Source organism: Streptococcus oralis, assembly GCF_003943385.1.
In the GTDB taxonomy this organism is placed as follows: domain Bacteria; phylum Bacillota; class Bacilli; order Lactobacillales; family Streptococcaceae; genus Streptococcus; species Streptococcus oralis_CA.
In genome coordinates, this window is the sequence record NZ_RJPI01000006.1 from 1 (window position 1) to 21842 (window position 21842).

The window sequence follows — 21842 nt, forward strand, 5'->3', positions numbered from 1 at the left end:
ATAAAATAAAAAAATTTAATAAAGAATTTCCTGAGGAAGAAGATGAATTTAAAGATGAAAAAGCATGTTACAAATAAGCAGAATTTGACAAAACTTAAGGCAAAAGCCTTTCAGAAAAAACTATCAATAAAAGACATATTAAAAATAAAAGAATCGAGCAACTCCGAACTTAAAAGGGATTTTTTTAGAACAACAATTATTGCCAATGAGTATTTTTTACGATATTCTAAAAATACCATTATTAAAGATATTACAAAGGTAGAAGATCTTTGGGTACTTAATGTAGACTCTGTTGGTTTTATGAAAGAAATGGAATGGTATATTTTAGAACTTCTCTTTTATAAAAAACAATTGAATGAATATTCATCACTTAAACTGGAATTTGAAGATTCTTTTTTTAAGAAAGGAACAGATTTTGGCGAAGCCATTTTAACTCAAATAAAGGAGAAATTTGGTTTTTCGTTGTGGGGCATTGAGAATGAATTATTGATTCAGAAAAACAAAAATAATCTTTCAAAAAAGGAGCTTCAACAATATTATGAAAATCAAATTCAGAATAAAAGTAGCTATTTAAACTTTAATTCATATTTACTATCTTTAGTAGTCAATAAAATGGTAGATGAGACTGATCCAGTTCTCTATAGTAAAACAAGTAAAAGGCAAATTGAGAATGTACCCCCTTCATACAAGCCTATACTCTCTTTTTTCGCTTCATTTGAGAATTTCCCAACTGACAATGAAGAAATGGTTGGAATGTTATTATCAACTTCCACATTGCTTTCTGTAATAGATAGATTCAATATTTTAGTAAAGTTATTATTGAATTTTCCGGAAAATATAAAGAAAAGAATTCGGAAGAATTTTATAGATATTTTATGTCAGTTTGATGATTATAGAATTAAACATTTTTTATTTGAAGATTCCGAATTTATTGAAAATATGAAAGATATTGATATTCAATTTATGGAATTAGAAATTAACTTGTATTGTGGAAACTACAAGCAGTGCCTAGATCCAATTAGTAGAATAATAAAAGAGTTTTGCATAAGCAAATCGAGCCTCGATATGTTGTCCTACTACACTTCATTACAGATTAGTGAGGGAGATTATGACGAGGGTATTTTAAATTCAGCTTATATCATTGACTTGGTAGATATTATTGATTGCTATCGATCAGTAAAGAGTTTTAGTCAAACTTCTTTTGAAAAATATGTTAGCAAACTATTCTTTTATACAAGAAAATATAGTAATTTTGACTTACTCAATCAAGTTCTGTTGTATTTAAAACAATTTTTAAATGGAAGCCAAGATGATATAAGTATAGAATTGTATGATAGGTACATTGGCTTCTCTTATTTGAAATATGTTGGCAATATTTCAGAAACTGTAGAGTTTCTCTCTAAAACAAGTGCATTATCAAATATAGATTTTCCAAGTATAACTGATCAAAAGTTCGAGAATCTCAAATCCGCACTAGAATTTGAGGTGGTTTTAAGTTTGTTGAGGCAGTCAGAAATTAATATTGCTGACTTTAAAATTCTTATTGAAGTAATCGAAAGACAGAAACTACCTAACTGGTATCAAGAAGAGGTGAGGTATTTCCTCTATAAATATTATTTTGGAAAAAGAGATTTGGGAAATGTAGTATTAGAATTTACAGATACATATTTCCGAACCCCAAATGCTATTTTTATGTACCCGCTAGACGAGATGAAAGATTTTTTTGATGCAGAAAATCGTAATCTAGATTTGTCAAAACTTGAGGTACCAATATTTGCAAAGCTGTGTGGCTCAGATAGACTGAAATACGTTTTTGAAGATTACTTAGAAGGTAATTCAATTGACTATCCTTCTAATATTAAAATTACAACTAGTAATAAAAATAGGGTCAGGTTCATATTAGAGCGTATTTGTACACGTGATTTTTTATCTGATATGGCATTATTATTTGAATCTGAGGAACAAGTAGTTAGCGAACGTTTAAGTATTCTCAGCAAATTGAACGAGGAAAATGAAGAAGACTTTGATAATAAATATACAAAAGAAATTAGTGAGTTATCTCAAGAGGTGCTATTGAAGAAACTAGTTCAATCGGTTAACCAAAGTAAGTTAACTGTTGATAGCGAAAAAATATATGAAAAAAATAAGAATGATTTTGAAAAATTTTTCAATGATTTTTTCGATAGTGCGGATTCTAGAGAAATTGAATATATTCCAAAGCAAACAATAAATTTAAGTGATGGGAATCAATATTTTTTACTAAATTTAGAAGAATATACCCCTAAAATGAGAGCACTTGAAGGTTTGTTTGAGAGAATAGTCAATAAATTTTTATTTGATGACGATGGATTAGACTCATATCTTAGCACAAGAATTAGGCATGGGACTCTACAGGGGCAGATAAGGAAGCCGTTTAATAACTATTACTTGATAACCGAGAAAATATCGGATTCTTCGGAAGTTTATGCTCAAAATGAACACATAAGAGACATAGTTGGAGTCGAGTATGGAAAGATATCTGATATTTTAGATAAATTTTCAAAATCGATAGATGATGAAATATCTTCTATTAAGCAAGAACTCTTGCAAATTAAATATAAAAGTAGAGGGATTGACTCCGGTATTTTTAACTTAAACGAAAGTTTCAGCGATCTGGAAAAAGAAGTTTATGACAAAGTTAAGCTGCTAAGCGATAAAAAGCAAATCTACGATATAATTGTAGAATATATTTGGAAAAAAATTGATAACAAGGTATCTAAGTTACAGGATTTAATAAAAAATGATATTACAAATAAATTTATTGATAAACTGACAACATTAGAATCTAATTTGGTTACAAACGGTATAGAAGTTCCTAGTATTAAAAATAATATAGCTTCTTGTAAGACAGAAATTCAAATTGCTTTAGAGGAAGTTGCGGGCTGGTTTGAACGCTCACAAATTTCTGAAGACACTATTGTCAGAAGCGAAGATTTGATTTCTGTTTCGGAAAATATTATTTCTAAAATAAATTCGGATTTTGAAAAAGTTACGTTTAATTTAAATTTAAGTGAGGACTATAGTATATCAAGCAAAGAACTACCTTTTTACATCGATATTCTCCTTATCTTATTTAATAATTCTATGAAGCATAGTGGTATTAAAAGTGAGGATTTGATTATTAATGCTTCGATAACTGATGAAGACGATTGTTCGGTTATTAAATTCAGAAATAACTACTTAAGTAATAAAGAGGCAACTATAAAAGAATCAGTTGAGAAGTTAGAAAAGGAATTGCAAGTTATTGATAGTAGTATCGATATTCCAATGCTAACGAAAGAGGGCGGATCAGGGTATTCAAAATTGTACAAAATAATAAAATTTAATTTGCAGAGAAAGCTAACTTTTAAATTTGAAGTAACCTCTGAAGAATTTGAAGTTAGTATTAACATGGGGGAGTATAGTGAAGATACTAATAATCGAGGATGATAAAAATAAAAGTTCTCAAGTTATAGAACGTTTAAATAGCCAGTATTCCAATTTAACATTTTCAGAAAAAAGATCATTTCAACAGGGTGTCAAATCTCTGAGAAATTCTAGTTTTGATTTGCTACTTCTTGATATGACCCTGCCAACTTTCGATATCGACACCAATAGTGGTGGTGGAAAAATAAGGAATTTTGCTGGAAGGGAAATTTTAGAAGAAATGCTACAACGCGAGATTAATCTAAAAACAATCATTATAACTCAATATGAAAGTTTTGGGGAAGAACAAATCACTATTTCTCAAATGAGAAATATTTTAAAGGAAAAATATCATAAAAATTTTATTGAGATTATATATTATAGCTCGTCCTCAAAAAGCTGGTTTGAGAACTTAACAAAGTTAGTAGGAGAACTTAATGAAAGTACTGATAGTTGATGACAATGAAAACAAAATTTCTGAAATAAAAGAAGTTTTTGATCAAAAAAAATGGGAAATTCAGGTTGCGACTGGAATTTATGACACGATAAGTTTCATAAAAAAAGATGAATTTGATTTATTGATTTTAGATTTAGTTATACCTAAAAGATTTGGTTTAGATAATCCAGAGTTAAAAAATTCAGTTGACTTGTTGGAGGAACTCCAAAGAAGTACAAAAATTGTAAGGCCTAAATATATTGTTGGTTTAACAGCAGACGTTGAAGCACTTGATCAAGGAAATCCGATATTCTCTTCTTCATTTACTGAGATAATAAAATTTGATTTTTCGACTCAGGAGTGGCGTGAAAATTTATTGGCAAAAATAAAAACAATTGAACAGTCTACTCCTAGCTATTATTATAAAAGCGGTTATCTCTACGATTATGCAATTATTACGGCATTGAATAGTCCAGAATTTGATGCCGTAAAGCAAGTTTTTGTAGACTATAACCCGATAAATGTTGTGGGAGATAGCTCTATTTACTACGAAGCAAAACTAAGCAATGGACAAAAACTTTTGTTAGCAACAGATGATAAAATGGGAATGGTTGCGATGGCTCAGTTTACAGAAAAGATCATACAAACATTTCGACCTCGAAATGTTTGTATGACTGGAATTGCTGCAGGGGTCGAAGGGGAGATTGGTCTTGGTGATATAATGGTGGCTAGTGAGTCATGGAACTATGAAAGTGGAAAAATAGTAGAAGAAGGATTCCGTCCAGATTATAGTGTGATTGCCGTTAAACCAGAGCTTCACTCGAAGATAAAGAAAATCACCGACATGCCAATGAAATTATTTGGTATTAAACAGAGTTTTAAAGAGAAAGCTCCTAATCATGATTTAAAAATGAAGATTGGTCCAGTTGCATCAGGTTCAGCTGTTGTAGGAGATTCAGCAGTTTTGGAAAAACCCAAAAGTATGACTAGGAAATTGTTAGGAATTGAAATGGAAATATATGGAATGTATTTTTCATGTATGAATACTTCAACACCCAAGCCAGAAAACTTTCTTGCCGTTAAGAGCGTCTGTGATTTTGCAAATGCAGACAAAAATGATGTTTATCAAAGTTATGCAGCATATACAAGTGTAGGTTTTTTGAAACTAATTATTGAGGAAGGTGTTTTTAATATTTAAATTAGTTGTTTTAAATATAATATTACATTTTTAAGAATTGTTGCAAAATCTGCTGTAGCAGAGTTTCTATGTGTATAAGTAAAATTTTGTAAAAACTTTTTTAATGTGGAAGCAGATAAAAATAGATAAACATATTAATAATTGCAGATAAATATATACAAAAAGCACTTTAGTTGATTGTAACATAATATGTGTTACCGGCCAAAGTGCTTTGTTGATTTTTTATATATTTAAAAATTTTTCTCTTGCTTCATTTGAATCTTCCATTTTGAAAATTTTTAAAAATTCAAGATAGGCTGGAGATCGATCTTCCGGGATAAATGTTAACGATTCTGCAATATTGGTTTCAGGTTGGTTTAAGCTTCAGTCCTTCAGTATTTCAACTAATTCATCAGAAATACGAATATCACGTTCTCTAATTTCATCAAGTCCCCAATTGCTGTTATTTCGAGTAATATACCAACTTTGGATTTCCTGTAGCTTTCTTTTTTCTTAGCAAAGTATCCGTTGCTTGCGACAATATTGAGCCTCTTTTCAAAGGGAATTTTATTTCCAATATGTTCAACCAATTCTTTGACATCAGAATCTGAATTCGTTGGAAAATAAATTGATTGTCATTTTTAAGGAAGGATATGTTCAATCTCCCACTTTTCTGGTAATAAATCGGATTGGTGTTGATAAGCTATGATTTTTAATATCATTCTCACTGTATTACGGTGCGCGGCCTTGATTATATCTGACAATTCTTTCTCATCGATTTAGCCGAAACGGAATTTGGGTTGTGTTGAGTTAATGATTTCTGCATTTAAATTCAAGATTCCTGTTTTGACGGCATTAATTGTTGGTGTTATGGTGTATTTTGCAGAAAGAACTGCTAATAAACTCTTTTAATATAAAAATAAAATTTAATATAAAAAAATCCCATCAGCATATTTCTGGTGGGATTCTTGGTGGGGAACCAATCAATTTTGATTAATTTTTAACCTTTTATAATAACTGAAAATGCTGTTAAATCAACCATTTCACTTCAAATCATGTTTATAAATCATTCCCACTCAACTGTTGCAGGTGGTTTACTTGTAATATCGTAGACGATACGGTTAACGTGGTCTACTTCGTTTACGATACGTACTGAGATCTTTTGAAGGACTTCCCATGGAATCTTAGCGAAGTCAGCTGTCATACCATCGATAGAAGTGATAGCGCGAATGGCAATGGTGTAGTCATATGTACGACCGTCACCCATAACACCGACTGAACGAACGCCTGTGTTGACAGTAAAGTATTGCCAGATATCGCGGTCAAGACCAGCTTTAGCGATTTCTTCGCGAAGGATAGCATCAGACTCACGAACAGTTTCTAGTTTTTCTTCAGTGATTTCACCCATGACACGGATAGCGAGTCCTGGTCCTGGGAATGGTTGACGCCATACGATGTGGTCTGGCATACCAAGCTCTGTACCGAGGGCACGGACTTCGTCTTTATAAAGAGTGTTCAATGGTTCAATCAATTCAAACTGCATGTCTTCTGGAAGACCACCCACGTTGTGGTGTGATTTGATGGTTTGAGCAGTATCTGTACCAGACTCAATCACGTCAGTGTAAAGCGTTCCTTGAGCAAGGAATTTCACATCTTTTAGCTTACTTGCTTCGTCATCAAAGACATAAACAAACTCATTACCGATGATTTTACGTTTTTGTTCAGGGTCAGAAACGCCAGCAAGTTTATCAAGGAAGCGTTTTGCAGCGTCTGCTTTAACGATATTCAAACCAAACTTACCACCAAGCATGTCCATAACTTGGTCAGCCTCTCCCTTACGGAGAAGACCGTGGTCTACAAAGATACAGATTAATTGATCACCGATTGCTTTTTGAAGAAGAACTCCAACAACAGAAGAGTCAACACCACCAGATAGACCGAGAAGGACACGTTTGTCTCCAACAGTTTCACGGATTTTCTTGATCTGCATATCGATAAAGTTGTCCATTGACCAGTCGCCTTTAGCCTGACAGATGTTAAGGGCAAAGTTGCGCAGGATATCATTCCCATATACAGAATGGCGAACTTCTGGGTGGAATTGCATACCATAGATGTGCTTTTCTGGGTTTTCAATAGCTGCGTAAGGACAGTCAGCAGAAGTTCCAGTACGAACAAAGTCAGCAGGAATCTCTGTAACTGCATCACCATGGCTCATCAAAACAATCTGTTCTTCTGGGGTACCCTCAAAGAGGGCAGAAGTAGTGTGAGTAAGTGGGGATTGACCGTACTCGCGGTTTCCAGCATCACCCGCAGGTACAACCTTACCTCCAAGTTTGTGAGTAAGAAGTTGCATACCGTAGCAGATTCCCAAAATTGGAATGCCAAGTTCAAAAATTTCTGGGTCAATATCAAATGAACCATCTTCATATACAGAGTTTGGTCCACCAGAGAGGATAATTCCTACAGGGTTTATCGCACGAACCTCTGCAGCTGAGATTTTGTGACTTTTTAGCTCTGAAAAAACACCAATTTCACGAATACGGCGTGAAATCAGCTGGTTGTATTGGCTACCATAGTCCAGCACGATGATTTTTTCGACATCTTGCAAATCAGTTGAAATGTTGCTCATCTTTTTCCTTTCTCAAAAGAAATATCTTTTTCAATATTCTATCACAAATAGGGGCGAATTACCAACTAAACAAGGCAAAGTTTGACTTTTTCTTAGCAAATACGGTACAATGGAGAAAATAAAGAAAAGAAGTGAGAATCATGTTACCAGCTTATATGAAAATCCACGATCAGATCAAGAAGGATATAGATGAGCATCATTGGAAAATCGGAGAGAGACTTCCAAGTGAGCGAGATTTAGCGGAACAGTTTCAGGTTAGTCGGATGACCTTGCGACAAGCTATCTCTCTCTTGGTTGAGGAAGGAGTTTTGGAGCGTCGTGTAGGAAGTGGAACCTTTGTCTCTAGCACTCGTGTCCAAGAAAAAATGCGAGGAACAACCAGTTTTACAGAGATTGTCAAATCTCAGGGGAAAGTTCCTTCCAGTCAACTCATTTCTTATAGAAGAACCATTCCCAACGAGCAGGAAGTGGCTAAGCTAGGGATTACTCCAACAGAGAATATTATCCGCATGGAACGGGTGCGTTACGCTGACCAAGTTCCACTAGTCTATGAAGTAGCATCTATACCTGAGAAATTTATTAAGGACTTCAAAAAAGAAGAGGTAACTAGTCACTTCTTTCAAACCTTGCAGGAACATGGCTACCGGATTGGCAAATCCCAACAGACCATTTATGCGAGATTGGCTAAGGAAAAGATAGCTCACTATCTGGAAGTTGAAAAAGGGCATGCCATTTTAGCCTTGACTCAGGTCTCTTATCTTGAAGATGGGACGGCTTTTGAATATGTAAAAAGTCAATACGTGGGCGAACGCTTTGAATTTTATCTTGAAAATAACTAGTCTCAGCAGACTAGTTTTTTCTTTTCTCAAAAGATTAGAATTGTCAAAACAATCTGTCTAGGCTTGATTTTATCTATTATTTACTATAAAATGAGAAGGAAAAAACGTCAAACTTTTATATTGCAAATAGGAGAAAACATGACAAAAACATTAAAACGTCCTGAGGTTTTATCACCTGCAGGGACTTTAGAAAAGCTAAAAGTAGCTGTTCAATATGGTGCGGACGCTGTCTTCATCGGTGGACAGGCTTATGGTCTTCGTAGCCGTGCAGGAAACTTTACCTTTGAACAGATGGAAGAAGGCGTCCAGTTTGCTGCTAAGCACGGTGCCAAGGTCTATGTGGCTGCTAACATGGTGATGCACGAAGGAAACGAAGCTGGTGCAGGAGAATGGTTCCGTAAGTTGCGTGACATTGGGATTGCGGCCGTTATCGTGTCAGATCCGGCCTTGATCATGATTGCAGCAACTGAAGCACCAGGTCTCGAAATCCACCTTTCCACTCAAGCCAGTGCGACAAACTATGAAACTCTTGAGTTCTGGAAAGAACTTGGGTTGACCCGTGTGGTTTTGGCCCGTGAAGTATCAATGGAAGAATTGGCAGAGATTCGCAAACGTACTGATGTAGAAATTGAGGCCTTTGTCCATGGAGCTATGTGTATTTCCTATTCAGGTCGCTGTACGCTATCAAACCACATGAGTATGCGTGATGCCAACCGTGGTGGTTGTTCTCAGTCTTGTCGTTGGAAATACGACCTTTACGACATGCCTTTTGGTCAAGAACGTAAGAGTCTTAAAGGTGAAATCCCTGAAGAATTTTCGATGTCAGCTGTTGACATGTCTATGATTGACCATATTCCAGATATGATAGAAAACGGTGTAGACAGTCTTAAGATTGAAGGACGTATGAAGTCCATTCACTATGTTTCAACGGTGACTAACTGTTACAAGGCGGCTGTGGATGCATACCTTGAAAGTCCTGAGAAGTTTGAAGCTATCAAACAAGACTTGGTGGATGAGATGTGGAAGGTTGCCCAACGTGAATTGGCAACAGGTTTCTACTACGGTACACCAACAGAAAATGAACAGTTGTTTGGTGCACGTCGTAAAATCCCTGAGTACAAGTTTGTCGCTGAAGTGGTTTCTTATGATGATGCGACACAAACGGCAACTATTCGTCAACGAAACGTTATCAACGAAGGTGACCAAGTTGAGTTCTACGGCCCAGGTTTCCGTCATTTTGAGACTTATATCGAAGATCTTCATGATTCTAAAGGTAATAAAATCGACCGCGCTCCAAATCCAATGGAACTCTTGACAATCAAGGTTCCACAACCTGTTCAGGCAGGCGACATGGTCCGTGCTCTCAAGGAAGGTCTTATCAATCTCTATAAGGAAGACGGGACAAGCGTTACAGTTCGTGCTTAGATAAGGAAAAGTGAATGATTCAAGCTCATGGTTTATTGGTAGATGACGAAAGCAGGTGTGTTCACTACCATAGTGTAAAGGATATCGTTTCCCTCCAGTGTTATGAATGCAGGAAATACTACGCTTGCTATCAGTGCCACAATGCTATGGAAACGCATTTGTTTTCTCCTTATCCCTTGAGGCTTTCCAAAGATCAACCGATTTTGTGTGGAGCTTGTAAGAGGACAATGACTTTTCAAGAATACCAAAAACAGGTAGCTTGTCCTTATTGCAGCGCTCCATTTAATCCAGGTTGTAAACAACATCATTCATTTTATTTTAAATAGACAAAAATAGATCCAAGTTTTTAAGCTTGGGTCTTTTATTTTGCTTCAGAAACCTTAGTAAAAATACGGAGTTTCTTATGGAAACCGGTTAAAAATTTCTATACAATCGTACTAAAAATAGTAAAATTAGAAATAAATTATCTGAAACGCTTTCAATGTTAGTAAAAAGTTGACAAAAACAAATTTTAGGACTAAACTAAGTAAGTAAATTTAAATAAAAAAGGAGAATTTATAATGAATTTAACATTTTTTGGTCTTTGTCTTGCCTGTATGGGTGTATCCCTTGCAGAAGGATTTTTGATGAACGGTTTGTTCAAATCAGCAGCTCGCCAACCAGACATCATTCCACAATTGCGTAGCTTGATGATCATGGGGATTGCCTTTATTGAAGGAACTTTCTTTGTAACTCTTGTCTTTTCATTTATCATCAAATAAAGAGAAGTATAAATTGGAAAAGGGAGGATTCTAGATGGAAGAAAGTATCAATCCAACCATCAATATTGGTCCTGTTACCTTTGATTTAACCTTGACAGCCTTGACCTTGCTGTCAGTAGTCGTTATTTTTGGCTTTATCTATTGGGCAAGTCGTAATATGACTGTAAAACCCAAAGGAAAGCAAAATGTACTAGAGTATCTCTATGACTTCGTAGTCGGATTTACAGAACCTAATGTAGGCTCACGGTACATGAAAGATTACTCACTCTTTTACTTGTGTTTATTTCTTTTTATGGTAATCGCAAACAATCTTGGTTTGATGGCAAAACTTCAAACTACAGATGGGACAAACCTTTGGACATCGCCAACAGCCAATCTTCAATTTGACTTGGCCATGTCATTTGGAATTATCCTGATGACCCATATAGAAGGAATTCGTCGCCGAGGTGTTAAAAAGTATCTGAAAGGTTTTGTTACCCCAGGTTTTATGACACCGATGAATCTCCTTGAAGAAGTCACGAATTTCCTATCACTTGCTTTGCGGGTATTCGGAAATATCTTTGCCGGAGAAGTGATGGCTAGTTTGCTGATCACACTTTCTCATCAGGCTCTTTATTGGTATCCAGTCGCATTTGTTACCAATCTAGTCTGGACGGCGTTTTCTGTGTTTATTTCCTGTGTTCAGGCCTATGTATTCACAGTCTTGTCTTCTATGTATCTAGGAAATAAAATTAATGATGGAGAGTAGAAAGGAGTAACAGATGCACGTAACAGTAGGTGAATTAATTGGTAACTTTATTTTAATCGCTGGCTCTTTTATCCTTTTGATTGTCTTAGTTAAGAAATATGCGTGGTCAAACCTGACAAGTGTCTTCGAAGAAAGGGCAAATAAAATTGCTGCTGATATTGATGGAGCTGAACAAGCACGTCAAAAAGCAGAAACTCTTGCCCAAAAACGTGAAGATGAACTGGCTGGTAGTCGCAACGAAGCCAAAACAATCATTGAAAATGCTAAAGAGACTGCAGAGAAGAGTAGAGCAGATATTCTGGCGGAAGCGAAACTAGAAGCTGGTCGCTTGAAAGAAAAAGCAAACCAAGAAATTGCTCAAAACAAAGCTGAAGCTTTACAAAGCGTTAAGGGTGAGGTAGCAGATTTGACGATTAGTCTAGCTGGAAAAATTATCTCACAAAACCTTGACGGTCAAACCCATAAAGAACTCATTGATCAGTACATTGATCAGCTAGGAGAAGCTTAATGGACAAAAAGACAGTAAAGGTAATTGAAAAATACAGCATGCCTTTTGTCCAATTGGTGATTGAAAAAGGAGAAGAAGACCGTATCTTTTATGACTTAGCTCAAATCAAGCAAGTCGCTGAAGAAACAGGCTTGCCTTCTTTTTTAGGTCAAGTGGCAGTAGCTGAGTCTGATAAGGAAAAAACAGTTCGTTTTTTCCAAGACTCTGTTTCACCTTTAATGCAAAACTTTATTCAGGTTCTGCTATACAATCACAGAGCGAATTTATTTTATGAACTAATTGTAGATTGTTTGAGTCGACTTGAAAAAGAAACCAATCGATTTGAAGTGATGATTGCCTCCGCTCATCCTTTAACAGATGACCAGAAGGCGCGGTTGCTCCCTTTGATTGAGAAAAAAATGTCTCTGAAAGTTCGGAGTATCAAAGAACAAATCGATGAAAGTCTAATTGGTGGTTTTGTCATTTTTGCCAATCACAAGACAATTGATGTGAGTATTAAACAACAACTTCGAGTTGTTAAAGAAAATTTGAAATAGAAAGTGGTGTTCTTTTGGCAATTAACGCACAAGAAATCAGCGCTTTAATTAAGCAACAAATTGAAAATTTCAAACCCAATTTTGATGTATCTGAAACAGGTGTTGTAACCTATATCGGGGACGGAATTGCGCGTGCTCACGGCCTTGAAAATGCCATGAGTGGAGAGCTATTGATTTTTGAAAACGGCTCTTATGGGATGGCGCAAAACTTGGAGTCAACAGACGTTGGGATTATCATCCTAGGTGACTTTACAGATATTCGTGAAGGCGATACAATTCGTCGTACAGGTAAAATCATGGAAGTTCCTGTTGGTGAGAGCCTTATTGGACGTGTTGTGGATCCACTTGGTCGTCCAGTTGACGGTCTTGGAGAAATCCATACTGATAAGTCTCGTCCAGTAGAAGCGCCGGCTCCTGGCGTTATGCAACGTAAGTCTGTATCAGAACCATTGCAAACAGGTTTGAAAGCTATTGATGCCCTTGTTCCGATTGGTCGTGGTCAACGTGAGTTGATTATCGGTGACCGTCAGACAGGGAAAACAACCATTGCAATTGATACAATCTTGAACCAAAAAGGTCAAGATATGATCTGTATCTATGTTGCAATTGGACAAAAAGAATCAACCGTTCGTACACAAGTAGAAACACTTCGTCAGTACGGTGCCTTGGACTACACAATCGTTGTGACAGCCTCTGCTTCACAGCCATCTCCATTGCTCTTCCTAGCTCCTTATGCTGGAGTTGCTATGGCTGAAGAGTTTATGTACCAAGGGAAGCATGTTTTAATCGTTTATGATGATCTTTCAAAACAAGCGGTAGCTTATCGTGAACTTTCCCTCTTGCTTCGTCGTCCACCAGGTCGTGAAGCCTTCCCAGGGGATGTTTTCTACCTCCACAGCCGTTTGCTTGAGCGCTCAGCTAAAGTTTCTGACGAGCTTGGTGGCGGATCAATCACAGCCCTACCATTTATTGAGACGCAAGCAGGTGATATCTCTGCCTATATCGCAACCAACGTGATTTCAATCACAGATGGACAAATCTTCCTTGGAGATGGTCTCTTTAACGCAGGTATTCGCCCAGCTATTGATGCAGGTTCATCTGTATCTCGTGTAGGTGGTTCTGCTCAAATTAAAGCCATGAAGAAGGTTGCTGGTACTCTTCGTATCGACCTTGCTTCATACCGTGAGTTGGAAGCCTTCACTAAGTTTGGTTCGGACTTGGATGCAGCAACTCAGGCTAAGTTGAATCGTGGTCGTCGTACGGTTGAAGTTCTGAAACAACCAGTTCATAAACCATTACCTGTTGAGAAACAAGTAACCATTCTTTATGCTTTGACACATGGTTTCTTGGATACGATTCCTGTAGATGACATTGTTCGTTTTGAGGAAGAGTTTCATGATTTCTTTGATGCACAACATCCAGAGATTTTGGAAACTATTCGTGAAACAAATGACTTGCCAGAAGAAGCAGTCTTGGATGCTGCGATTACAGAGTTTCTCAATCAATCCAGCTTCCAATAAGAATAGAGGTGTCAGATGGCAGTATCTCTAAATGATATTAAAACAAAAATCGCCTCAACAAAAAATACTAGTCAAATCACCAATGCCATGCAAATGGTATCGGCTGCCAAGTTAGGTCGCTCTGAAGAAGCAGCACGCAACTTTCAAGTTTACGCTCAGAAGGTTCGTAAGCTTTTGACGGATATTCTGCATGGTAACGGATCTGGTGGTTCTACCAATCCGATGCTCATTAGTCGCCCAGTTAAGAAAACAGGCTATATCGTTATTACTTCAGACCGTGGCTTGGTTGGAGGTTATAATGCTTCCATCCTCAAAGCTGTGATGGAGCTGAAAGAAGAATACCATCCAGATTGTACAGGTTTTGAGATAATCTGTATTGGTGGTATGGGAGCTGATTTCTTTAAGGCTCGTGGCATTCAACCAATCTATGAATTGCGGGGCTTAGCAGATCAACCTAGTTTTGATGAAGTTCGTAAAATTATTTCAAAAACGATTGAAATGTATCAAAATGAACTTTTTGATGAACTCTATGTTTGTTACAACCATCATGTCAATACTCTCACAAGTCAAATGCGTGTGGAACAAATGCTGCCGATTGTTGACTTAGATCCAAATGAAGCGGATGAAGAGTATAGCTTGACATTTGAGTTGGAAACGAGTCGTGATGAGATTCTAGAGCAGTTGTTACCTCAGTTTGCAGAAAGTATGATATACGGGGCTATCATCGATGCCAAGACAGCTGAGAATGCTGCTGGTATGACAGCCATGCAAACGGCGACTGATAATGCTAAGAAAGTCATCAATGATTTGACAATCCAGTATAACCGTGCCAGACAGGCGGCGATTACACAAGAAATTACAGAAATCGTAGCGGGGGCTAGTGCCTTAGAATAAGGCTTTGCCTCCCTCGTATCAAAATGAACTTAGGACCTAGGTAAACTAGGAACCGACAGTATCTTATATAGAATAGGAGAAGGAGATGAGTTCAGGTAAAATTGCTCAGGTTATCGGACCCGTTGTAGACGTCTTGTTTGCAGCTGGGGAACCACTTCCTGAGATTAACAATGCACTTGTCGTCTACAAAAATGACGAAAGAAAAACAAAAATCGTCCTTGAAGTAGCCTTGGAGTTGGGTGATGGTATGGTCCGTACGATCGCCATGGAATCAACAGATGGTTTGACTCGTGGAATGGAAGTTTTGGACACAGGCCGTCCAATCTCTGTGCCAGTAGGTAAAGAAACTTTGGGACGTGTCTTCAACGTTTTGGGGGATACTATTGACTTGGATGCTCCTTTCGCTGAAGACGCTGAGCGTCAGCCAATTCATAAGAAAGCTCCAACTTTTGATGAATTGTCTACCTCATCTGAAATCTTGGAAACAGGGATCAAGGTTATCGACCTTCTTGCCCCTTACCTAAAAGGTGGTAAAGTTGGACTTTTCGGTGGTGCCGGAGTTGGTAAAACCGTCTTGATTCAAGAATTGATTCACAATATTGCCCAAGAACACGGTGGTATTTCAGTATTTACCGGTGTTGGGGAACGTACTCGTGAAGGGAACGACCTTTACTGGGAAATGAAAGAATCAGGTGTTATCGAGAAAACAGCCATGGTATTTGGTCAAATGAATGAGCCACCAGGAGCACGTATGCGTGTTGCCCTTACTGGTTTGACAATCGCTGAATACTTCCGTGATGTAGAAGGTCAAGACGTTCTTCTCTTCATTGACAACATTTTCCGTTTCACACAAGCTGGTTCAGAAGTATCTGCCCTTTTGGGTCGTATGCCATCAGCCGTTGGTTACCAACCAACACTTGCTACGGAAATGGGTCAATTGCAAGAACGTATCACATCAACCAAGAAGGGTTCTGTAACCTCTATCCAGGCTATCTACGTGCCAGCGGATGACTATACTGACCCAGCGCCAGCGACAGCCTTCGCTCACTTAGATTCAACTACAAACTTGGAACGTAAGTTGGTACAATTGGGGATTTACCCAGCCGTTGATCCGTTGGCTTCAAGCTCACGTGCCTTGGCACCTGAAATTGTTGGAGAAGAGCACTATGCAGTAGCTGCTGAAGTTAAACGTGTTCTTCAACGTTACCATGAGTTGCAAGATATTATTGCTATCCTTGGTATGGATGAGCTTTCTGACGAAGAAAAGACTTTGGTTGCTCGTGCCCGTCGTATCCAGTTCTTCTTGTCACAAAACTTCAACGTTGCGGAGCAATTTACTGGCCAACCTGGTTCTTATGTACCAGTAGCAGAAACGGTTCGTGGTTTCAAGGAAATCCTTGAAGGGAAACATGACCACTTGCCAGAAGATGCCTTCCGTGGAGTTGGTTCAATCGAAGACGTCATTGCTAAGGCAGAGAAAATGGGATTTTAAGAGGTGATCTATGGCTCAGTTAACTGTCCAGATCGTGACACCAGATGGCCTCGTCTATGATCACCATGCCAGCTTTGTATCGGTACGAACTCTGGATGGTGAGATGGGGATCTTGCCACGACATGAAAATATGATTGCGGTTTTAGCGGTTGATGAAGTAAAGGTAAAACGAATCGATGATGATACTCATGTGAACTGGATTGCAGTGAACGGAGGAATTATCGAGATTGCTAATGATATCATTACCATTGTAGCCGACTCAGCAGAGCGTGCTCGTGATATCGATATCAGCCGTGCTGAACGTGCTAAACTTCGCGCCGAACGTGAAATTGAAGAAGCTCAAGACAAGCACTTAATTGACCAAGAACGACGCGCTAAGATTGCTCTTCAACGTGCCATTAACCGTATTAATGTCGGAAATAAACTATAATCAAAAAATGAACTTGAATCTCAAGTTCATTTTTTGATTATCTTAGTTCGCAAAGTGGATACAGACTGCTTCTGGGACATGGAAATCGTTAGAAAGTTCAGCAAGACGACCACTTTCAGGATTACGCTTAAAGACGGTTGCGTTATCAGAATCTTGATGAACAGCAATGAGAAACTCTTGATCAGGAGTTAGGTCGAAATCACGTGGATTTTGTCCGTGTGTTGGAACAATCTCTAATAATTCCAAGCTACCATCGGCGAGGATTGTATAGACGGCAATGGAATCATGACCCCGATTGGATGCATAAAGGTATTTGCCATCTTTTGAAAGACGAATAGCAGCAGTAGCGTTGAAATCTTCGTATCCATCTGGTAAGGTTGAAATGACTTGCATGCGTTCGAATTCACCAACCCCATCGTAAATCAAGACTTCAATGGTACTGTTAAGTTCGCAAATGAGGTAGGCAATCTTATAATGATGATGGAAAACGATGTGGCGAGCACCTGCTCCAGCTTGGCTGTGATAGGTAGAGAGTTTACTTAGTTTTCCTTCTAGGCTAACATCGTAGGTCGTTACTTCGTCCGTACCGAGGTCACATGTGATGAGATACTGGTCAGGTGTTAGATTCGTAAAGTGAACATGTGGGGAAGTTTGGTTTTCATGAGGACCATGTCCACTATGCTGATCCAGATCCGTTTGGATGAGACTACCATCTGCTTGGCGCTGATAGACCAGAACTTGACCTTTGTGGTAGTTGGCCCCGTAAACGAGATTGCGCTTTTCATCCACTGCCACATAACAATGGGGAGCGCCTTCTTCAACCACATGATTTAACAAAGTACCATCGGTCTTGTAAGCAGCGATTCCACCCAAGCCATCCTGGCTCCCTACAGTGTATAAGTGTTGCTGTTGGTCAAAGGCAAGATAGGTCGGACTTGGTTCAGCAGCAAAGAGTTCAAGATTTGCAAGCTGGCCTGTTTCTGTATCAAAATCTGCCTTGTAAATCCCTTTAGATGAGCGACGAGTATAAGTTCCAAAATAAACAGTTTCTTTCATGTCCATACCTCTTAATAATGATAAGTTCATTATACCACAAAATGACAGTCAGGTAGTGTTCGTTTAATCTATGTAAGCACTTTAATAAGAGTTATTTTAGATTAAAAATGGTATAATGAAAGAATGACAGAAAGGATGTATTTATGGAACATAGAGAGAAACATTTTAGCCTATCTTGGTTTTTTAAGTGGTTTTTAGATAATAAAGCCATCACTGTATTTTTAGTAACCTTGTTACTGGGGCTAAACATTTTTATTCTAAGTAAGATTAGTTTTATCTTTTTACCTGTTTTGGATTTTTTAGGGGTTGTCATGTTGCCAGTTATTTTATCTGGTTTACTTTATTACCTCCTCAATCCGATTGTTGACTGGATGGAGAAACACAAGATCAATCGCGTTCTTGCTATCAGTATAGTTTTTGTCATTATTGGACTTTTTATCATTTGGGGTCTGGCAGTCGCTATTCCAAATTTCCAACGCCAAGTCTTAAATTTTGCAAAGAATGTACCGACATATCTTAAGGATGCTGATATGGTTATCAATGACCTTGTAACCAAACGCTTGCCAGATGATTTTAGACCTCAGTTGGAGCAGGTTCTTGCAAATGTTTCTACAGAAGCAACGATATGGGCCAGCAAAATTTCTTCTCAAGCCGTCAACTGGGTCAGCGCCTTTATCAGTAGTGTTTCTCAGGTGATTGTAGCGGTCATTATCGTACCCTTTATGCTCTTCTATCTCTTGCGTGATGGAAAAGGCTTGCGAGATTATTTGACTAAGTTTATTCCAACGAAGTTAAAAGAACCTGCGGGTGAAGTCCTATCGGATGTCAATAAACAGTTGTCAAACTATGTTAGAGGACAGGTTACAGTTGCTATTATTGTAGCCATCATGTTTATTATTTTCTTTAAGATTATTGGTCTCAGATATGCTGTGACTCTTGGTATTACGGCTGGTATCCTCAATCTAGTACCTTACCTGGGTAGTTTCCTTGCCATGCTGCCTGCCCTTGTTTTAGGTTTAATCGCAGGACCTGTCATGCTCTTGAAAGTAGTCATTGTCTTTATCGTGGAACAAACGATTGAAGGACGCTTCGTATCGCCTCTTATTTTAGGTAGTCAGCTCAATATTCATCCCATCAATGTTCTCTTTGTTCTCCTAACTTCAGGATCTATGTTTGGTATTTGGGGAGTCTTACTGGGAATTCCAGTCTATGCCTCAGCTAAGGTGGTCATCTCTGCTATCTTTAACTGGTATAAAAAAGTCAGCGGTCTGTATGAAGAAGAAGGGGAGGAAATCAAGAGTGAACAATAGTCAACGTATGCTTCAGGCTTTGGATGAACAGGATTTAACCAAAGCGGATCAGTATTTTCATAAAGCCCTCGAAACGGATTCAAGTGAAGTTCTTTACGAACTAGCTAGCTATCTAGAGGGAATTGGCTTTTATCCCCAAGCGAAAGAAATTTACCAAAATATCGTTACAGAATTTCCAGAAGCGAATCTGAACTTAGCAAGCATTGCTAGCGAGGATGGCAATGTTGAGGAATCTTTTGCTTACCTTGAGGCAATCACACCTGATAGTGATTGGTATGTATCGGCTTTGGCCTTGAAGGCTGACCTCTATCAGTTGGAAGGATTGACAGATGTAGCGCGTGAAAAGTTACTGGAAGCCTTAAGTTACTCAGATGATGCCTTATTAGTTTTTGGTCTGGCTGAGTTGGATAGCGAGTTAGGAAATTATCAGGAAGCTATTCAGGGTTATGCTCAATTAGACAATCGCTCCATCTACGAGCAAACGGGTGTCTCAACCTATCAACGAATTGGCTACGCTTATGCCCAGTTAGGTAAGTTTGAAGCTGCAACTGAATTCTTAGAAAAAGCTTTAGAATTAGAATATGATGATCAAACTGCCTTTGAACTGGCTAGTCTTTACTTTGACCAAGAAGAGTATCAAAAATCTGTTCTTTACTTTAAGCAGATTGATACCATTTCACCAGATTTTGAAGGATATGAGTATGGCTACAGTCAAGCCTTACACAAGGAACATCAGGTGGAGGAGGCCCTTCGTATCGCTAAACAAGGTTTGGAGAAAAATCCATTTGAAACTCGGCTCTTGCTAGCAGCCTCACAGTTTTCATATGAATTGCATGATGCTAGTGCTGCAGAGCAATTTCTCCTTACTGCCAAAGAAGATGCAGAAGATACAGAGGAGATTCTCCTTCGTCTCGCAACCATTTATATGGAACAAGAACGGTATGAGGATATCATCGCTCTTCAAAGTCAAGAACCTGAAAACCTCCTGACCAAGTGGATGATTGCACGTTCTTACCAGAAAATCGAGGATTTAGATAAGGCCTATGAGCTCTATCAAGAACTATCGTCTGACCTCAAGGACAATCCCGAGTTTCTGGAGCAGTATAGCTATCTCTTACGTGAATTGGGATATTTTGAAGAAGCCAAAGTGCAAGCCGAAGCCTATTTAAAACGAGTCCCAGATGATGTTCAAATGCAAGAACTCATAGAAACACTTTAAAAGTTATCTCTCTAAAAGAGCGTATCCGTCAATTTGGCAGATACGTTTTTTGAAAGAAATAGAATTTTTTTACAATAACCCTTGCTAAATTGTTTATTTATGCTATAATAGGAACAATTATTTTTAGGAGGTGCAGTATGTCTTATTTGTTTGAGATATTACCGAGTTTATTGAGCGGTGCAAGCATGACTTTACAGGTTTTTGTATTGGTCTTGATTTTGTCTATTCCCTTGGGCGTTTTGATTGCCTTTGCCTTGCAAGTCCATTGGAAACTCCTCCATTATCTGATTAACATTTATATCTGGATCATGCGGGGAACACCCTTGCTCTTGCAATTAATCTTTATCTATTATGTGCTCCCAAATATTGGGATTCGTTTGGATCGCCTTCCTGCGGCCATTATTGCCTTTGTTTTAAATTATGCAGCTTACTTTGCTGAAATCTTCCGTGGAGGGATTGATACCATTCCTAAGGGTCAATATGAGGCTGCTAAGGTTTTGAAGTTTAGCCCTGTTGCCACAGTGCGCTATATTATCTTACCACAGGTGACCAAGATTGTTCTTCCTAGTGTATTTAATGAAGTTATGAGTTTGGTCAAGGATACTTCTCTGGTCTATGCTCTAGGGATTTCAGATTTGATTTTGGCTAGTCGTACAGCAGCCAACCGTGATGCTAGTCTGGTTCCTTTGTTCTTGGCAGGAGCAATTTACTTGATTTTGATTGGTATTGTGACTATCCTTGCCAAAAAAGTTGAGAAGAAGTACAGTTACTATAGATAGGAGGTTGCCATGTTAGAATTACGAAACATCAACAAGGCCTTTGGTGGCAAACAAATCTTAACTAATTTCAGCCTATCAATTCCTGAAAAGCAAATCCTGGCAATCGTAGGTCCATCAGGAGGCGGAAAAACAACCTTATTACGTATGTTAGCTGGACTGGAAACTATCGATTCTGGAGAAATCTACTATAACGGTGAATCTCTAGCTTTAGACGAACTAGAAAAGCGCAACCTACTAGGATTTGTATTCCAAGATTTTCAACTTTTCCCTCATTTATCAGTTCTGGACAATTTGACCCTATCGCCTGTGAAAACTATGGGAATGAAGCAGGAAGAGGCTGAGAAGAAGGCGCGTGGACTCTTGGAACAGTTAGGACTAGCAGGGCACGCAGATGCTTATCCCTTCTCACTATCAGGTGGGCAAAAGCAGCGGGTGGCTTTGGCGCGTGCCATGATGATTGATCCAGAAATCATTGGTTACGATGAACCAACTTCTGCCTTGGATCCAGAATTACGCTTGGAAGTGGAAAAACTGATCTTGCAAAATAGGGAACTTGGTATGACGCAGATTGTGGTTACCCACGATTTACAATTCGCTGAAAATATTGCAGATGTATTATTAAAAGTAGAGCCTAAATAG

General features: G+C 38.1%; 20 protein-coding genes. 18 read left to right on the forward strand and 2 right to left on the reverse strand.

Annotation, left to right across the window (positions count from 1 at the left end):
* The first annotated feature begins 42 nt into the window (after positions 1–42).
* From D8803_RS05400 to D8803_RS05410, 3 genes are read left to right on the forward strand one after another with little or no spacing between them, the layout of a single operon-like run.
* Positions 43–3468, forward strand: coding sequence for a hypothetical protein (locus D8803_RS05400; RefSeq protein WP_131200490.1), 3426 nt, complete (start codon positions 43–45; stop codon positions 3466–3468).
* On the forward strand, positions 3443–3901 hold the full coding sequence (locus D8803_RS05405) for a hypothetical protein (protein ID WP_190316800.1): 459 nt from the start codon (positions 3443–3445) through the stop codon (positions 3899–3901). Before D8803_RS05400 ends, D8803_RS05405 begins: the two co-directional genes overlap by 26 nt.
* Positions 3882–5078 (forward strand): response regulator, encoded by a 1197-nt coding sequence (locus tag D8803_RS05410; protein WP_131200492.1) that lies wholly within the window; start codon positions 3882–3884, stop codon positions 5076–5078. Before D8803_RS05405 ends, D8803_RS05410 begins: the two co-directional genes overlap by 20 nt.
* A gap of 1045 nt (positions 5079–6123) precedes the next feature.
* Here D8803_RS05410 and guaA read toward each other — a convergent pair.
* The gene (gene guaA / locus D8803_RS05420) at positions 6124–7686 is read right to left on the reverse strand and encodes a glutamine-hydrolyzing GMP synthase (protein WP_131200493.1); all 1563 of its coding nucleotides are present in this window, start codon (positions 7684–7686) and stop codon (positions 6124–6126) included.
* A 140-nt stretch (positions 7687–7826) separates the two neighbouring features.
* Between guaA and D8803_RS05425 the strand changes: the two genes are divergently transcribed.
* From D8803_RS05425 to D8803_RS05475, 11 genes are all read left to right on the forward strand, one after another.
* Entirely contained in the window at positions 7827–8525 is a 699-nt protein-coding gene (locus D8803_RS05425; RefSeq protein ID WP_125453606.1) for a GntR family transcriptional regulator, read from the forward strand.
* A 138-nt stretch (positions 8526–8663) separates the two neighbouring features.
* Positions 8664–9950 (forward strand): peptidase U32 family protein, encoded by a 1287-nt coding sequence (locus D8803_RS05430; protein WP_131200494.1) that lies wholly within the window; start codon positions 8664–8666, stop codon positions 9948–9950.
* A gap of 14 nt (positions 9951–9964) precedes the next feature.
* Positions 9965–10276, forward strand: a complete 312-nt coding sequence (locus D8803_RS05435; protein ID WP_125399419.1) for a CHY zinc finger protein — start codon at positions 9965–9967, stop codon at positions 10274–10276.
* Between the two features lie 234 nt (positions 10277–10510).
* Positions 10511–10711 (forward strand): F0F1 ATP synthase subunit C, encoded by a 201-nt coding sequence (locus D8803_RS05440; protein ID WP_001054552.1) that lies wholly within the window; start codon positions 10511–10513, stop codon positions 10709–10711.
* A 34-nt stretch (positions 10712–10745) separates the two neighbouring features.
* Entirely contained in the window at positions 10746–11459 is a 714-nt protein-coding gene (atpB, locus tag D8803_RS05445) for a F0F1 ATP synthase subunit A (protein ID WP_131200495.1), read from the forward strand.
* A gap of 13 nt (positions 11460–11472) precedes the next feature.
* A complete protein-coding gene (gene atpF / locus D8803_RS05450) occupies positions 11473–11967 on the forward strand; it encodes a F0F1 ATP synthase subunit B (protein ID WP_131200496.1) in 495 nt (164 codons plus the stop codon).
* Positions 11967–12503 (forward strand): F0F1 ATP synthase subunit delta, encoded by a 537-nt coding sequence (locus D8803_RS05455; protein WP_131200497.1) that lies wholly within the window; start codon positions 11967–11969, stop codon positions 12501–12503. The genes atpF and D8803_RS05455 overlap by 1 nt, the downstream gene beginning before the upstream one ends.
* Positions 12504–12517: 14 nt before the next feature.
* On the forward strand, positions 12518–14023 hold the full coding sequence (atpA, locus tag D8803_RS05460; protein WP_061416762.1) for a F0F1 ATP synthase subunit alpha: 1506 nt from the start codon (positions 12518–12520) through the stop codon (positions 14021–14023).
* 15 nt (positions 14024–14038) lie between these two features.
* Positions 14039–14917 (forward strand): F0F1 ATP synthase subunit gamma, encoded by an 879-nt coding sequence (locus D8803_RS05465; RefSeq protein ID WP_061416763.1) that lies wholly within the window; start codon positions 14039–14041, stop codon positions 14915–14917.
* 85 nt (positions 14918–15002) lie between these two features.
* On the forward strand, positions 15003–16409 hold the full coding sequence (atpD, locus tag D8803_RS05470; RefSeq protein WP_061416764.1) for a F0F1 ATP synthase subunit beta: 1407 nt from the start codon (positions 15003–15005) through the stop codon (positions 16407–16409).
* A gap of 10 nt (positions 16410–16419) precedes the next feature.
* Positions 16420–16839, forward strand: coding sequence for a F0F1 ATP synthase subunit epsilon (locus D8803_RS05475; RefSeq protein ID WP_000068036.1), 420 nt, complete (start codon positions 16420–16422; stop codon positions 16837–16839).
* Positions 16840–16881: 42 nt separating this feature from the next.
* Here the strand turns inward: D8803_RS05475 and D8803_RS05480 are convergent, their stop codons facing one another.
* On the reverse strand, positions 16882–17895 hold the full coding sequence (locus D8803_RS05480; protein ID WP_131200498.1) for a lactonase family protein: 1014 nt from the start codon (positions 17893–17895) through the stop codon (positions 16882–16884).
* Between the two features lie 143 nt (positions 17896–18038).
* On the opposite strand from D8803_RS05480, the gene D8803_RS05485 reads away from it, so the two are divergent.
* The 4 genes from D8803_RS05485 (at position 18039) to D8803_RS05500 (ending at position 21842) form a co-directional block, all read left to right on the forward strand.
* Positions 18039–19205 carry an AI-2E family transporter gene (locus tag D8803_RS05485; protein WP_061416765.1) on the forward strand — a complete coding sequence of 389 codons (1167 nt, stop codon included), beginning with the start codon at positions 18039–18041 and terminating at the stop codon, positions 19203–19205.
* Entirely contained in the window at positions 19195–20424 is a 1230-nt protein-coding gene (locus tag D8803_RS05490) for a tetratricopeptide repeat protein (protein WP_190316801.1), read from the forward strand. The genes D8803_RS05485 and D8803_RS05490 overlap by 11 nt, the downstream gene beginning before the upstream one ends.
* A gap of 137 nt (positions 20425–20561) precedes the next feature.
* Complete coding sequence (locus tag D8803_RS05495; protein ID WP_131200499.1) at positions 20562–21203, forward strand: amino acid ABC transporter permease; 642 nt, start codon at positions 20562–20564, stop codon at positions 21201–21203.
* A gap of 9 nt (positions 21204–21212) precedes the next feature.
* Positions 21213–21842, forward strand: a complete 630-nt coding sequence (locus D8803_RS05500) for an amino acid ABC transporter ATP-binding protein (protein ID WP_000891749.1) — start codon at positions 21213–21215, stop codon at positions 21840–21842.